Source organism: Sphingopyxis sp., from assembly GCF_035250425.1.
Lineage (GTDB): Bacteria > Pseudomonadota > Alphaproteobacteria > Sphingomonadales > Sphingomonadaceae > Sphingopyxis.
On record NZ_DATFFD010000153.1, the window covers coordinates 1 to 14149 of the forward strand.

At 64.4% G+C, this 14149-nt stretch carries 12 protein-coding genes; 6 read left to right on the plus strand and 6 right to left on the minus strand.

Annotated elements, in window-relative coordinates; translation table 11 throughout:
* Positions 1–1932 (minus strand): ABC transporter ATP-binding protein (locus VJ811_RS08650; RefSeq protein ID WP_324071866.1); only part of this gene is annotated, 1932 nt, incomplete at its 3' end.
* Positions 1933–2125: 193 nt separating this feature from the next.
* Between VJ811_RS08650 and guaA the strand changes: the two genes are divergently transcribed.
* Both guaA and VJ811_RS08660 read left to right on the plus strand, forming a co-directional pair.
* Positions 2126–3712, plus strand: a complete 1587-nt coding sequence (gene guaA, locus VJ811_RS08655; protein ID WP_324071868.1) for a glutamine-hydrolyzing GMP synthase — start codon at positions 2126–2128, stop codon at positions 3710–3712.
* Positions 3713–3973: 261 nt separating this feature from the next.
* The gene (locus VJ811_RS08660) at positions 3974–4804 is read left to right on the plus strand and encodes a 23S rRNA (adenine(2030)-N(6))-methyltransferase RlmJ (RefSeq protein WP_324071869.1); all 831 of its coding nucleotides are present in this window, start codon (positions 3974–3976) and stop codon (positions 4802–4804) included.
* 125 nt (positions 4805–4929) lie between these two features.
* On the opposite strand, the gene VJ811_RS08665 is transcribed toward VJ811_RS08660, so the two are convergent.
* The gene (locus VJ811_RS08665) at positions 4930–5250 is read right to left on the minus strand and encodes a hypothetical protein (RefSeq protein WP_324071870.1); all 321 of its coding nucleotides are present in this window, start codon (positions 5248–5250) and stop codon (positions 4930–4932) included.
* Positions 5251–5554: 304 nt separating this feature from the next.
* On the minus strand, positions 5555–6994 hold the full coding sequence (locus VJ811_RS08670; protein ID WP_324071871.1) for an efflux transporter outer membrane subunit: 1440 nt from the start codon (positions 6992–6994) through the stop codon (positions 5555–5557).
* Positions 6995–7088: 94 nt separating this feature from the next.
* Between VJ811_RS08670 and VJ811_RS08675 the strand changes: the two genes are divergently transcribed.
* From VJ811_RS08675 to VJ811_RS08690, 4 genes are all read left to right on the plus strand, one after another.
* On the plus strand, positions 7089–7709 hold the full coding sequence (locus VJ811_RS08675) for a TetR/AcrR family transcriptional regulator (RefSeq protein ID WP_324071872.1): 621 nt from the start codon (positions 7089–7091) through the stop codon (positions 7707–7709).
* A gap of 118 nt (positions 7710–7827) precedes the next feature.
* Entirely contained in the window at positions 7828–8847 is a 1020-nt protein-coding gene (locus tag VJ811_RS08680) for an efflux RND transporter periplasmic adaptor subunit (protein ID WP_324071873.1), read from the plus strand.
* Positions 8844–12026, plus strand: a complete 3183-nt coding sequence (locus VJ811_RS08685; protein ID WP_324071874.1) for an efflux RND transporter permease subunit — start codon at positions 8844–8846, stop codon at positions 12024–12026. The genes VJ811_RS08680 and VJ811_RS08685 overlap by 4 nt, the downstream gene beginning before the upstream one ends.
* A complete protein-coding gene (locus tag VJ811_RS08690) occupies positions 12023–12223 on the plus strand; it encodes a hypothetical protein (protein ID WP_324071875.1) in 201 nt (66 codons plus the stop codon). The genes VJ811_RS08685 and VJ811_RS08690 overlap by 4 nt, the downstream gene beginning before the upstream one ends.
* Positions 12224–12300: 77 nt before the next feature.
* Here the strand turns inward: VJ811_RS08690 and VJ811_RS08695 are convergent, their stop codons facing one another.
* From VJ811_RS08695 to VJ811_RS08705, 3 genes are read right to left on the minus strand one after another with little or no spacing between them, the layout of a single operon-like run.
* Complete coding sequence (locus VJ811_RS08695) at positions 12301–13176, minus strand: fatty acid desaturase (RefSeq protein WP_324071876.1); 876 nt, start codon at positions 13174–13176, stop codon at positions 12301–12303.
* Positions 13173–13391 (minus strand): hypothetical protein, encoded by a 219-nt coding sequence (locus tag VJ811_RS08700; protein WP_324071877.1) that lies wholly within the window; start codon positions 13389–13391, stop codon positions 13173–13175. Before VJ811_RS08700 ends, VJ811_RS08695 begins: the two co-directional genes overlap by 4 nt.
* Positions 13388–14065, minus strand: coding sequence for a TetR/AcrR family transcriptional regulator (locus VJ811_RS08705; protein WP_324071878.1), 678 nt, complete (start codon positions 14063–14065; stop codon positions 13388–13390). Before VJ811_RS08705 ends, VJ811_RS08700 begins: the two co-directional genes overlap by 4 nt.
* Between the last annotated feature and the right edge of the window lie 84 nt (positions 14066–14149).

The following is a 14149-nucleotide window of genomic DNA, read 5'->3' on the forward strand; positions in this document are numbered from 1 at the left end:
ACGCCCCTCACCGGCGCCCGGTCCGCCGCCTTCGCGCGCGCCCGCACCTTCGGGACGCCCGCCGCCGGAACGACCCGCGCCGGGGCCGCGCGGTTCCTGCTGACCAAAGCTCTTGCCGAAATTGAGGCCCCAGCGGATCTGCGAATTTTCGGACCGGTCGAAATTGACCGGCCGCTGGCCGAGCGCGAGCAAAACGCCGTTCGCATCGCGCGTGACACGGTCGGGGAAGGCCGCCTCGATCTCGGGGGTCAGCAGCGGGAAGCTGTTCGCCGTGTCATAGCTTTTGTTGCTGTTGTAATTGACCGAGACGTTCAGCCCCTCGATCATCGGCGGCGACCAGTTGAGCCCCAGTTTCAGGTCGCGGCGCTGCTCGGCGAGCAGGAAAGGATTGCCGCCCGTCGTCGTGCTGATCTGGACCGTTTGCCCGGTCTTGAGATCGTAATAGGTCACGCCATCGGTCGTCAGCGGCGCAGCGCCCAGCTGCTGGATACCGGGCGCGGCCTCGTCATTGTTGAAGCTCGCAATCAGCGACAGATTGTCGGTGACCCCCCAGTTGAGATTCGCGCCCCAGCTTTTGAGCGCTTCGAAATCGCTGGGGTTTTGAACCTGACCGCTCAGTGTCAGCGAGACGCGGCCGATGTTGCCGACGTCATATTCGGGATCGAGAAGCGGGACCGTCAGTGATCCGAAAACGCCCGGCAGGTCGCGCGCGAGGTCGGTCGTGACGACGTCGCCCAAGCGGTCCGAACGGCTGTCGAAACGCAGACCTGAATAGCTGCCCGTCATCGAAAGGCGGATCGGACCCGCCCAGCCATCGGTCACCGTGCCCGACAGATTGGCATTGGCGCCGAACGTCTGCTGGCTGCTGTCGAAACGGTCGGTGGTTTCGAAGCGGTCGCCGCCGCCGAGGGGCGTGATCACGCGATTGGTGAAAGTGAGCTGATCGGCATCGGCATAGTTCCCCGACACCGACCAGCGCCAGTCGCCGAGCATGCCATTGACGCTGGCGGTCGTGGTCAGGTTGCGCGCGCGGCTGTCGCGTTCGAGCGGGTCGCCGACGCCGTCGAGGCCGGGACCAAGCAGCGACATTGTGTCGGTCTGATCGAAGCGCACATTGACCGACGCGTCGGTCGTCTTGTTCAGACTGCGCTGGATCGTCGCATCGATCGAATACTCGTCGGACGCGCCAAGCAGGCTGCGCGCGGGCGCTTCGGTCGCCTGGTCCACATCTTCACCATAATCGAGATTCCGCTCGCTTTCGAGCAGCATCGACTTGTGCTCCCAGCCCGCGTTGACGTTCAGCCGGCCGTTTTTGCCGATCGCGAGGAAGCTTGGCTGGAGTTCGCTCTGGAACCGGCCGCCCTGGGTGGGGATGCCGCCCTCGCCCTCGATCGCGATCTGACGGAAATTGGGCTTGAGCACCATGTTGACGACGCGTTCGTCGGCCGAATAGCCATATTGCAGCGCGACCTCTTCGGGGAACACCTCGACCTTGGCGATCGCTTCGGGGGGCAGGTTGCGCACTTCGCCGAAGCCGCCGATGCGGCGCCCGTTGACAAGGATGATCGGCCGCCCGCCGCCGCGACCGCGCCCCGAACGCGTCTGCGGCGCGAGCGCGTCGAGCAGTTCGGAGACGTTCGACACGCCATAGCTCGCGATCGCCGCTTCATCGAGTTCGGCCTCGGCCTTGATGTCGGTGTCGAGCTGCCCCGCCAGACGTGGTGCAGTGACGACGATCTCGTCCTCGCTGTAATCGTCATAGGCATCCTCCACCGTTTCGGGCGCGGCGGGCGCGGCCTCGGCCGGCTGCTCGGCGACCGCCGCGGCGGCCGGCGGGCCGATTGGCGCCTGGGCCACCGCGGGCAGCGCGAACGAGGCGCCCGCGGCGAGCAGCGCGGCGCGTGCTGAAATGGTCAGGCGGATATTATTCATGGGGAGGAGCCCTTGTTTCTTCTCTGTCTTCGTTTTTTCTTGGCAGGACAGCGCTTAACGCCCGCTGACCTGTCTTTGTTCGGCGTTCATCTATGTCGCAATTGTCGCAACAATGTGTCGAAGCCATGCCGGTTCGATGGATGGTCCATATCGACCGCTGGACAGCATGGGCCTTCGCCCTTATCGGCCACCCATGCCGACTCCAGACTCCTCCGCTCCGCCCGAATCCATCCTGATCGTCGATTTCGGCAGCCAGGTGACCCAGCTCATCGCCCGCCGCGTCCGCGAGGCCGGCGTGTATAGCGAGATCGTCCCGTTCAACGCCGCCGAGGCCGCGCTCGAACGGATGCAGCCGAAGGGCGTGATCCTGTCGGGCTCGCCCGCATCGGTCCCCGCGAAGGGCAGCCCGCGCGCGCCGCAATCGGTCTTCGACAGCGGCCTCCCCATCCTCGGCATCTGCTACGGCCAGCAGGTGATGACCCAGCAGCTTGGCGGACAGGTCGAACCCGGCGGCGCCGATGGCGAGCGCGACGGCGAATTCGGCCGCGCCTTTCTGACCGTCACCGAACCCTGCGTGCTGTTCGACGGCCTGTGGGACGTCGGCGAGCGGCATCAGGTGTGGATGAGTCACGGCGACCGCGTGACCAAATTCGCCCCCGGCTTCCGCATCGTCGCGATCAGCGACGGCGCGCCCTTCGCGCTGATCGCCGACGACGAGCGCCGCTATTATGGCACCCAGTTCCACCCCGAGGTCGTCCACACGCCCGACGGCGCGAAGCTGATCGCCAATTTCGTCCGCCACGTCTGCGGCTGCTCGGGCGACTGGACGATGGCCGAGTTCCGGGCAACGAAGATCGCCGAAATCCGCGAGGCTGTCGGCGACCAGCGCGTGCTCTGCGGCCTGTCGGGCGGCGTCGACAGCGCGGTAGCCGCGGTACTGATCCACGAGGCGATCGGCGAGCAGCTGACGTGCGTCTTTGTCGACCACGGCCTGCTCCGCATGAACGAGCGCGAGCAGGTCGAACGCCTGTTCCGCGACCATTATAATATCCCGCTCGTCGTAGTGGATGCCGAAGAACGCTTCATGCGCGGCCTCGCGGGGGTCACCGATCCCGAAAAGAAGCGCAAGTTCATCGGCGCCGAATTCATCAATGTCTTCGAGGAAGAAGCGAAGAAGATCGGCGGGGCCGATTTCCTCGCGCAGGGCACGCTCTACCCCGACGTCATCGAGAGCGTGTCCTTCACCGGCGGGCCGAGCGTGACGATCAAGAGTCACCACAATGTCGGCGGCCTGCCCGAGCGGATGAACATGAAGCTCGTCGAGCCCTTGCGCGAGCTGTTCAAGGATGAGGTAAGGCTGCTCGGCAAGGAACTCGGCCTTCCCGACGTCTTCGTCGGCCGCCACCCCTTCCCCGGCCCCGGCCTCGCGATCCGCATTCCGGGCGAAGTGTCGAAGGAACGCTGCGACATATTGCGCAAGGCCGACGCGGTCTATCTCGATGAAATCCGGGGCGCCGGGCTGTACGACGCGATCTGGCAGGCCTTCGCGGTGCTGCTGCCCGTCAAGACCGTCGGCGTGATGGGCGACGGGCGCACCTATGACCATGTCTGCGCGCTCCGCGCCGTGACCTCGACCGACGGCATGACCGCCGACATCTACCCCTTCGACGCGAGCTTCCTCAGCCGCTGCGCGACGCGCATCATCAACGAGGTGCAGGGCATCAACCGCGTGGTGTACGACTATACGTCGAAACCGCCAGGCACGATCGAATGGGAATAAAGAAACAGCGAATTTTCAATAATTATCGTTGTTTTACAGATATTTATTTATCGTACCATATTATGCATTCTGCATCATCGACGGGTTGTAACTCATTGAATTTATATCTTTCGCATCGAATGCCAGATTCATAGCGATGCAATTTGACGGTGTTTCTGACGGTGTTTTGGGCCAATTTTCCATAAAAATGCCAGATGGCACGCAAACCGTTCCCTTGGCGGTCTTTGATCCTAACAACCTGATAAGATTATCGATTCCAAAATGAATTATCGCCATTCCTTCCATGCCGGCAACAGTGCCGATGTCGTCAAGCACAGCCTGCTGATCGCCCTCGTTCGGGCCTTGCAGCAAAAACCGGGCGCGCTGACCCTGATCGACACCCATGCCGGTTGCGGGCTGTACGACCTTGGCGGCGAGGAGGCCCAACGCACCGGCGAGGCCGCACAGGGCGTGCTGCGGGCCTTCGCCGACCCGAACCCCTTGCTGGACGACTACCGCGCCGCCGTACAGGCGGTGAATGCCGGGGCCGAGCCTCGCTTCTACCCCGGATCGCCGCTATTTCTGGCGCAGCTTCTGCGTCCGCAGGATTTTCTGATCCTGAACGAGAAGCATCCCGAAGACGCTTATGCCCTGCGCGGCGCGATGCGCGGTACATCCGCCGCCGTGCATCGGCGCGACGCCTACGAGCTTTGGCTGGCGATGCTGCCGCCCCGCACCGCGCGCGGCGTGGTGGTGGTCGACCCGCCGTACGAGCAGACCGATGAACGCGCACGTATCACCGCCACCCTCGCAGCCGCGCACCGCAAATGGGCGCATGGCGTGACGGTGGTATGGTATCCGCTGAAAGACCGCGCCACACATGTGCGGTGGAAGGCGCAGCTACGTAAGCTCGGCATCCTGAAGTTTCTGGTGGTGGAGCATTGGTTGTACGATAGCGATCAGCCCGACATCTATAACGGCGCGGGCCTTTTTATCGTCAACCCGCCCTACGCCTTCACGCAGGCGCTGCCACCGCTGCTGGAAGCCTTGCGCGCCGCGCTGGCGCCGGAGGGGCATAGGGGAGAGATCACAACCGATTGGTTGGGCGATTAAAATAAACCCTCATCGTCCCTTCTCGTAAAGGGGGGATTGCCGCGCTTCAGCTTGTAAACAAATTTGGTCACGCTGAATTTAAAACACGGTTTTCGCGCTGGATGCCAGTGCCCAGACGATTGCGCTTAGTCGCCGTTGGCATCAACCATGAAGACCGTCGGCTTGCCGCGAGAAGCCGGGTCCCATCCTGCCGACAATGCCGCTCGCACCCCTCGCGAGGCTATCGCGTCGTTGATGTGCGAACGCCCTTTCGGCAATCCTCTCAACAGGCGCTTTGGCGTCGGAAATTCCAGCACGGCTTCGCGTGGCATATCTCTCTGGCGCAAGGCGACCGTCATGCCCTTCCAGCCTTCGGAAGAAGACAGTTGGGGCTCGCTAAGGAGTTCCCAGTCATATTTGACACCATCGATTTGGACGGTGCCGCTGCGGCCGTGCATGTGAAGCATAGGATGCCCTTAGCATGTTGGGCGTGACGCTCCAGCCGGTTCACTTCAAAGATCGGCTACCGGAACGTTTAGCGGCCAAGACAGCCGCTCCGCAGCGACGATTGGCCGATGTGGCCGGGCCACTTTAAGCCAAAACTGTAGAGAAGCGGACGTTTGGACTGATCGAGCTGCTACGGCCGGAAGCGATCAATGACCCATGTTTAAACTACAGGTTGCAGAGCGTTTGCATAGGCGCCAACCGCGGACATTGCTTCCGATCGGTTGACCCAACTTGTCATAGGAGCCGCCCCAAAAAATCCATCTGCTAATATGACGAGATCCCGGCCTCCCATCCGCCGCCCAGAGCACGAAAAGAGGCGACCGCCGCGCGCGCGGTCGATGCGCGCGCCTGTATCCGCGCATCGCGCACCTCAAGAAGGCGCCGGTCGGCGTCGAGCACGTCGAGCAGGTTGGAGACGCCGCCCTTATAGCCCGCAAAGGAGGATTGCCGCGCCGCCGCCTGTGCCTTTTCGGCTGCCGCCAGCAAGTCGCCGCGCGAGCGCTGCTTGATCAGGCTCGACAGGCCGTTTTCGACGTCCTCCGACGCGCGGAGCACCGTCAGGCGATAAACCGCCAGCGCCTCGGCATTCCGGCCCTCGGCCGCGGAAATCTCGGCATCGACGCGGCCAAAATCGAACAGGCGCCATCTTAAGCCCAATACGCCGCTCGCCTGAACCGAATCGCCCCCGAACATGCCGCCCACGCCCATTGTCGCGGTGCCCAAAAGCCCGCTCAGCGAAAATTTCGGATAATATTCGGCCATCGCGGCGCCGATCCGCGCGTTGGCGGCCGCCAGCGTCCGTTCGGCCGCGATGATGTCGGGTCGCCGCCGGATCATCGCTGCGGGGCCGCCGGCACTCGATAACGCCGGGGGCGACGGTATCGGCGCCGCGACAGCAAGCTCGCCGCGCGTCGCGCCGGGCTGCAAGCCCAGCAGAATGTCGAGCGCGTTCATCGCCTTGTCGCGCTGCTCTTCGAGCTCCGGAACAGTCGCCGCTACCTGCGCCAGCGCGCCTTCGGCCTGTCGCAACTGATATTGCGCCGCCACGCCTTTGCGAAACTGCAGATCGACGAGATCGACGAGCTGCTTTTGAACCGCCTGCCGTTCGCGCGCGACCTCGATCCGCGCCTGGAGCCCGCGAATGGCAATGTAAGTATCTGCCGTCTGCGCCGCAACGCTGAGCCGCGCGGCGACCGCGGCGGCGGCCGAGGCTTGCCAGTCGGCGCGCGCGGCGTCGCGCGCCGCATCCTTGCCGCCGAACAAGTCGATCTCCCAGCTCGTGCCGACGCCGAGGTCATAGGCCTGCGCCTCGCGCTCGAAACCGGGCAAGGCGCTTGCAATCCGGCCCTGCGGAGATTCGAGGGACTGGTATGTTTCGGCCGCCGATCCGCTGATCTGTCCGCTCGGCAGCAGCGCAGCGTTCGCACCGCGAAGTCCAGCACGCGCCTGGCTGACGCGGGCACCGGCTTGCTGAAGATCGAGATTTTGCACGAGCGCCCGCTCGACAAGGCGCGCCAGCAGCGGATCATCGAACGATCGCCACCAGTTGACCAGATCGACGTGCACGGCGCCGCCCGCGCCGCCCTCGAGCGCAGCGCTGCCAAGAAAGGCCGGCGGCGCCTCGATCGCAGGCGCGACATAGGCCGGCCCGACGGCGCAACCCGAAAGCAACGCGGCTATGAGATAAAGGAAAGACTTTCGCATGATCGCGCCTCACCATTCAGCTGGAGCAGTATGTGACTAATGACGACATTGGTTACAATTTGTCAACCCCGCTCAACATGGCTATAGGAATCCTATGAGTATCGACCCATCCAGCAACAGCACGCCTGCCCGCGGGCCGGCCGACCATGTCGTGCGCGAACAAATCATCGCCGCGGCGAACGAACATTTCGCCCATTATGGCTATGCCAAGACGACCGTGTCAGACCTTGCGCGTCAGATCGGCTTCTCGAAAGCTTATATCTACCGCTTCTTCGAATCGAAGCAGGCGATCGGCGAGGCGATCTGCGGCAACTGTCTCGACGGGCTTTACGAACGCGTCCGCGAAGCCGTGGACGAAGGACAGGACGCGACCGATAAGCTGCGGCGTTTCGCCAAGACGGTGACCGCGGTCGGCGTCGAACTCTTCTTCCAGGATCGGCGAATCTACGAGATCGCAGCCAATGCCTCGACCGAGAAATGGCCCCCGGCACGCGCCTATAGCGAGCGGCTTCGCCTGTTGATCGAGGAGATTGTCCGCCACGGGCGCGAGAGCGGCGAATTCGAGCGGAAGACGCCGCTCGACGAGACCTGCCGGTCGATTTACTACGCCTTTCTGCCCTTCACCGATCCCGTCTGCCTCGAGCGCAGCCTCGACCTTTTGCCCGATGCGCAGATCGAGGTCACGAGCCTCGTCCTGCGAAGTCTCGCGCCCTAGGTAAGTGACTAGTTGACAATATGGTCACTTATTGACATGTAGATTCGACCTTTCAGGGAGAATTTGTGTGTCGAGACAGATTTGCGCGCGGTGGTCGGGTGCTTTGATCATCGCATCCATGCTGGCCGGCTGCGGCGAGGCGCCGGACGATCCGCGCGCCAAACCGCCGCTGGTACGCACCGCAGAAGCTGGCGCCGCGGGCGCGGGCGAGCGGGAGTTCTCGGGCGTGGTCGGCGCACGCGTCCAGAGCGACCTCGGTTTTCGTATCGACGGCAAGATCACTGCACGGCTCGTCGATGCGGGCCAATCGGTCCGCCGCGGCCAGCCGCTGATGCGCATCGATCCCGCCGACTACCGGCTCGCGGCGGACGCCGCCGCCGGGACGGTCGACGCCGCGCGCGCCCGCGCGATCCAGACAAGCGCCGACGAGACGCGCTACCGCGATCTTGTCGGTGCGGGCGCGGTGTCGGCCTCGGCTTACGACCAGGCGAAGGCAGCGGCGCGCGCCGCGCGCGCCGACCTCGCCTCGGCCGAGGCGCAGTTGCGCGTCCGGCGCAACGACGCCGGCTACACGCTGCTCGTCGCCGATGCCGACGGGGTCGTCGCCGAGACGCTGGGCGAACCCGGCCAGGTGGTCGCCGCGGGACAGACCGTCATCCGGCTGGCGCGGTCGGGCCCGCGCGAGGCCGTCGTCCAGCTTCCCGAAACGCTGCGCCCCGCGCTGGGCACCCTCGCGCAGGCGGCGACCTATAGTGGCCTCCGCGGAACCGCGAGCCTGCGCGAGCTCAGCGCGGCCGCCGACCCGGCGACGCGCACATTCGCCGCGAAATTCACGCTGGCGGGCGCGCCGGCCAGCGCACCGCTCGGATCGACGGTCACGATCCGCCTTGGAACCGCGGACCAAACCGGCCGCATTTCGGTTCCGCTCGCGGCGATCGACGATCGCGGCCGCGGTCCCGGCGTGTGGATCGTGCAAGGCGGCAAGGTTCGCTTCCGGCCGGTCAAGATCGCAGCGCTCGGTGACGAGGCGGCCACGCTTGCGGGCGGTGTTCGCTCCGGCGAACGCTTCGCGGCGCTCGGTGTTCACCTGCTTCGCGAGGGCCAGCCCGTGCGCATCCAGGCAGGAGCCGCCCGGTGACCGACGCGCCCGAGCCCGAGAGCCGCTTCAACCTCTCCGCCCTCGCGGTGCGCGAGCAATCGATCACCCTTTTCTTCATCATCGCGATCATCCTCGCCGGAACCGTTGCTTTCCTGAAGCTTGGACGCGCCGAGGATCCCGCCTTCACGATCAAGATCATGACCGTCGTGACGGCTTGGCCCGGCGCGACGGCGCAGGAGATGCAGGATCAGGTGGCCGAGCCGCTCGAGAAAAGGCTGCAGGAGCTGCGCTGGTACGACCGCAGCGAGACCTTCACGCGCCCCGGCCTCGCCTTCACGACGTTGACGCTGCGCGACAATGCCCCGCCCGCCATCGTCCAGTCCGAATTCTATCAGGCGCGCAAGAAGATCGCCGACGAGGCGCCTCGATTGCCGCGCGGGGTCGCGGGCCCGTTCGTGAACGACGAATATAGCGACGTCACTTTCGCGCTCTATGCGCTGAAGGCGAAGGGCGAACCGCAACGTCACCTCGCGCGCGAAGCCGAACAGCTTCGCCAGCGGCTGCTCCATGTCCCGGGCGTCAAAAAGGTCAATATCGTCGGCGAGCAGCCCGAGCGCATCTATGTCGAATTTTCGCCCGAGCGGCTGGCGACGCTCGGCATCGCGCCGCGCGCCATTTTCGCGGCGCTCGCGCAGCAGAATATGATCACGCCGGCGGGCGCGATCGAGGCGAATGGACCGCAAGTCCAGGTCCGGATCGACGGCGCGTTCGACGATCTCGAAAAGATCGGCAGCCTTCCCATCGTGGCGCAAGGCCGGACATTCCGCCTCTCCGACGTCGCGGCGGTGCGCCGCGGCTATGAGGATCCCGCGACCTTCCTGATCCGGAGCGAGGGCGAGCCGGCGCTCCTGCTCGGCGTGATCATGCGCGAAGGCTGGAACGGGCTCGATCTCGGCAAATCGCTCAGGAAAGAAGTCGCGAGCATTTCCTCCGAGCTGCCGCTCGGCATGTCGCTGACCCCAGTCACCGACCAGGCGGTGAACATCGCCTCGGCGGTCGACCAGTTCATGAAAACCTTTCTCGAGGCACTGGCGATCGTGATGGTGGTCAGCCTGATCGCGCTCGGATGGCGTGTCGGCATCGTCGTCGCGGCGGCCGTTCCGCTCACTCTCGCGATCGTGCTCGTCATCATGTGGGCGACCGATCGTGTCCTAGATCGGATTACGCTGGGGTCGCTGATCCTCGCGCTGGGGCTGCTCGTCGACGACGCGATCATTGCCATCGAAATCATGGTGGTGCGGATGGAAGAGGGGTACGACCGGATCAAGGCGTCGGCCTATGCATGGAGCCACACCGCGGCGCCGATGCTCGCGGGCACGCTGGTGACGGTTATCGGACTGATGCCCGTGGGGTTCGCGCGGTCGACCGCCGGCGAATATGCCGGGAATATCTTCTGGGTTGTAGGCTTCGCGCTTATCGCATCCTGGATCGTTGCAGTCGCGTTCACGCCCTATATGGGCGTCAAGCTCCTGCCTGCGATCAAGAAGGTCGAGGGCGGGCATGACGCGATCTACCAGACCCCGCGCTACCAGAAGGCCCGCTCGATCGTCCGCTGGGCGGTCGAGCGCAACCGGCTGGTGACCGCCGCGACGCTGGCGGCTTTCCTCGTCGCGGGCGTCGGCATGATATTCGTGAAAAAACAGTTCTTCCCCGCCTCCGACCGGCCCGAGGTTCTGGTCGAAATCCAGATGCCCAAGGGCACCGCGATCGAGCGGACCGACGCGACGACGAAAACGGTCGAGGCATGGCTGCGCAAGCAGCCCGAAGCGAAAGTCATCACCGCCTATGTCGGCCAGGGGGCGCCGCGCATCTTCATGTCGCTGTCACCCGAACTTCCCGATCCGTCCTTCGCGAAAATCGTCGTGCGCACCGGGTCGGAAGACGAGCGCGATGCCCTGAAGGTCCGCCTGCGCGGCGCCGTCGCCGAGGGGCTCGCGCCCGCCGCGCGGGTCCGTGCGGCGCAGCTGGTGTTCGGCCCCTACTCGCCCTACCCGGTCGCGTTCCGCGTCGCTGGCCCCGACGCGGCGAAGCTCCGCGCGATCGCCGACCAGGTCAAGGAATTCCTCGCCGGGGACCCGATGATGCGCACGGTCAACTCAGACTGGGGCGAGCGCGTCCCCGTGCTACATCTGAGGCTCGACCAGGACCGGCTCCGCGCCCTCGGCCTCACCTCCGCCGATGTCGGTGAACAGTTGCAGTTTCTGCTCTCTGGGGTCGCCGTCTCGGAAGTCCGCGAGGATATTCGCGGCGTCGAGGTCGTCGCCCGCTCGCAGGGGTCCGCGCGCCTCGACCCCGCCCGCGTCGCCGATTTCACCCTCGCGGGCGCGAACGGCGAGCGCGTATCGCTCGCCCAGGTCGGCAAGCTCGAGGTCCGGATGGACGAGCCGATCCTGCATCGCCGCGACCGCGTTCCGACGATCACCGTGCGCGGCGATATCGCCGATGGATTGCAGCCCCCCGACGTATCGCAAGCGATGTACGCGAAGCTCCAGCCGGTCATCGACACGCTGCCGTCCGGCTACCGCATCGACATGGCGGGCTCGATCGAGGAAGCGGGCAAGGCCAATAAGGCGCTCGCTCCGATCTTCCCGATCATGATGCTCCTCATGATGGTCGTCATCATCCTGCAGGTTCGGCAGTTTTCGGCGATGGCGATCGTGCTGCTCACCGCCCCGCTCGGGCTGGTCGGGGTCGTGCCGACATTGCTCGTCACTGGCCAGCCGTTCGGGTTCAACGCCATCCTCGGCTTGATCGCGCTCGCCGGCATCCTGATGCGCAACACGCTGATCCTGATCGGGCAGATACAGGATAATCAGAAGCTCGGCCTCTCCCCCTTCAACGCGGTCGTCGAGGCCACCGTCCAGCGGTCTCGCCCGGTCGTGCTGACCGCGCTCGCTGCCGTTCTCGCGTTCGTGCCGCTCACCAGCTCGGTGTTCTGGGGATCGATGGCCTTTACCCTTATCGGCGGCACACTCGTCGGCACGATCCTGACCCTCGTCTTCCTGCCGGCGCTCTATTCGCTCTGGTATCGGATCAGCGCGGATGACCGAGCGAACAAACCTCCCACAGCGAGTCCCAAGGGTGGACGTCTGCATGTGCAAATCGCGCGGATGATCGACTGGATTCGCAACATTTTAGGAAGGAGACTGGCACGATGAAGCCCCGAAACATGCTTCGCCGCGCGTGGCGCAAATTCGAGCTATTCGCTTATGCCATGGAGAATGACGAGGGCACCGATACCGCGGTCCGGCTCGAACAACTCGATCAGTTGCAGAAACGCCACAGCGCGGCACTGGCCGCCGTTGAAGAACGCGTCTCCCGATTGGCGGCCGATGTCACTCTCCTGTCGCGATGACAGGGAACAGATAACCGCACACCGGCAGGCCCATTGACGAAGGTTCGGCGGTCTGCATTCGAGAAACGACTATCCGGTCAAAGTTCGTGGATATTGCAGCCGCGCGCCTCCAGGATCGGGCGCATCTCCCAATAGGCGGCGGGCGTCCGGGTCAGCGGAATATAGGGATGAAGATGATGGACGATGTGGAATTGCATCCCCATCGACCCGATATTTCCCAATCGCGAGCGGAAACTCCGCGTGTCGCGGTAACGGCCGGTTTCCTTCGCCGGGTGGTGCGGCGCCCACGACAGATATAACGCGACGTAGACCAGTCCGATCTGCAGCGGCAGCCACCAGAGGAAGAACGCCTCCAGCGCAAGGCCCGACCAGGCGAGCGCGAACAGGATGACGAAATATGCCATCTTGAACGCGATGCTCTGCAGCATCAGATCCTTGCGGTTGCCCCGTGCGAGGCAGGCCGCATAGTCCCGGCCGCGTTGACCGTCCGGCTGACTTTCGCGAATGATCTTGCAGACGGCATGCCAGGCGCTGTCGGCATGGGTCGTGTGATCGGGATCGAGCGCGGGGTCGTTGGCGTGCTTGTGATGCTCGAGATGCGTGTACCGCAGCACCGCGAAAGGACTGACGATCATCCAGGAGGTGGCATGGCCGACCAGTTCGTTGAGCCAGCGCCACTTGGTGCCCGGCCGCGCGATGATGTCGTGCTGCGCCTCGTGCGTCGGCAGATAGACCAGCATGATGGTGACCGTCGCGACAGGGAATGCGGCCCAGAGCGGCAGATAGCCCAGGATCACCAATGGCCAGAGGCATAGCCAGCATGCCATGTTGCCAAATGCCCACAGCAGGATTTCCCACGGAAATTGCCCGCTGTGACGGCGCGCGATGTCCCGCTCCAGCTTCATCAACTCGGTTTTCGACAGGGTGCTGACATCGATAGGCGGAGCGGTCATATCCAACGTCCCCTGAGCTGCGCAACGAGCCCCCAGCCGCCGCCGACAAGGAGCGCAATAACCAAGGGCGAGGTCCCGAGGGGCCGCACCCAACCCAGGCTTTCGATCCCCTGCGCGATGACGGGGACGAGAAAACCGAATGCGAATATCAGCGGCATGAAATCCAGAAACCGTAGCAGGCCGCGCGTCTCTTTTGCCTTCACCGGATCGTTCATGCGGCACATCTTTCGGCAGCGTCTCGGCCGAGGGCAGCAAGCCGGTCGAGGAGGTCTTTCCGGAAGGAATCGCTGGCGTCGGCGGCAAAGGCCAGGATGAAGCCTCGCTTGATCCGATAACGTGACATCGCAAGGCTGATGGTGCCGAAAGCCCACTCTCGCGTCGGCCCGAGATAGGCGTAAAACATCTGTTCTGTGATGTCGCGGGTACTGACATTGCCGCGCAGCAGGCCTTGGGCGCGGGCCGCTTCACAGGCCGGGAGCGCGATCGTCATGGCGGCTTCGCCCAGCGCTGGATGCGAGCCGACGTCTCCCCGGAGCCCATAGCCACCGGCAATGCGATCCTGGCAGAAACTGAGCGCGCGGTGGTAGGTCTCGTCGCCCTCGACCATGTCGACCGCTTCGTCGGCGATCGCTTCGATCCATTCGAGACAGGAGTCGAATTCCAGCAGCGAGAGCCGCTGCTGGACATGCTCCGCGCCGGCCTTGGCAAGAGCACGAATGATATCGTCCTTACCGCCGATGAGATTGTAGAGCGTGGGAGCGGAAACGCCCGCGACCTGTGCCAGGCCGCGCGTGGTCAGCGCGTCAAAACCGTTTTCCGCAATGATCGATCGCGCCGCATCGAGGATACGGTCGCGTCGCTCGTTCATGTTGCGCATCCGCGTTGACATGATCCTTCTCCCAGAACGGGAAATACGTCATCTCAATTTCTTTATCAATGATAAAATTTATCCCGTCTCCGGCCTTTCCGCAGG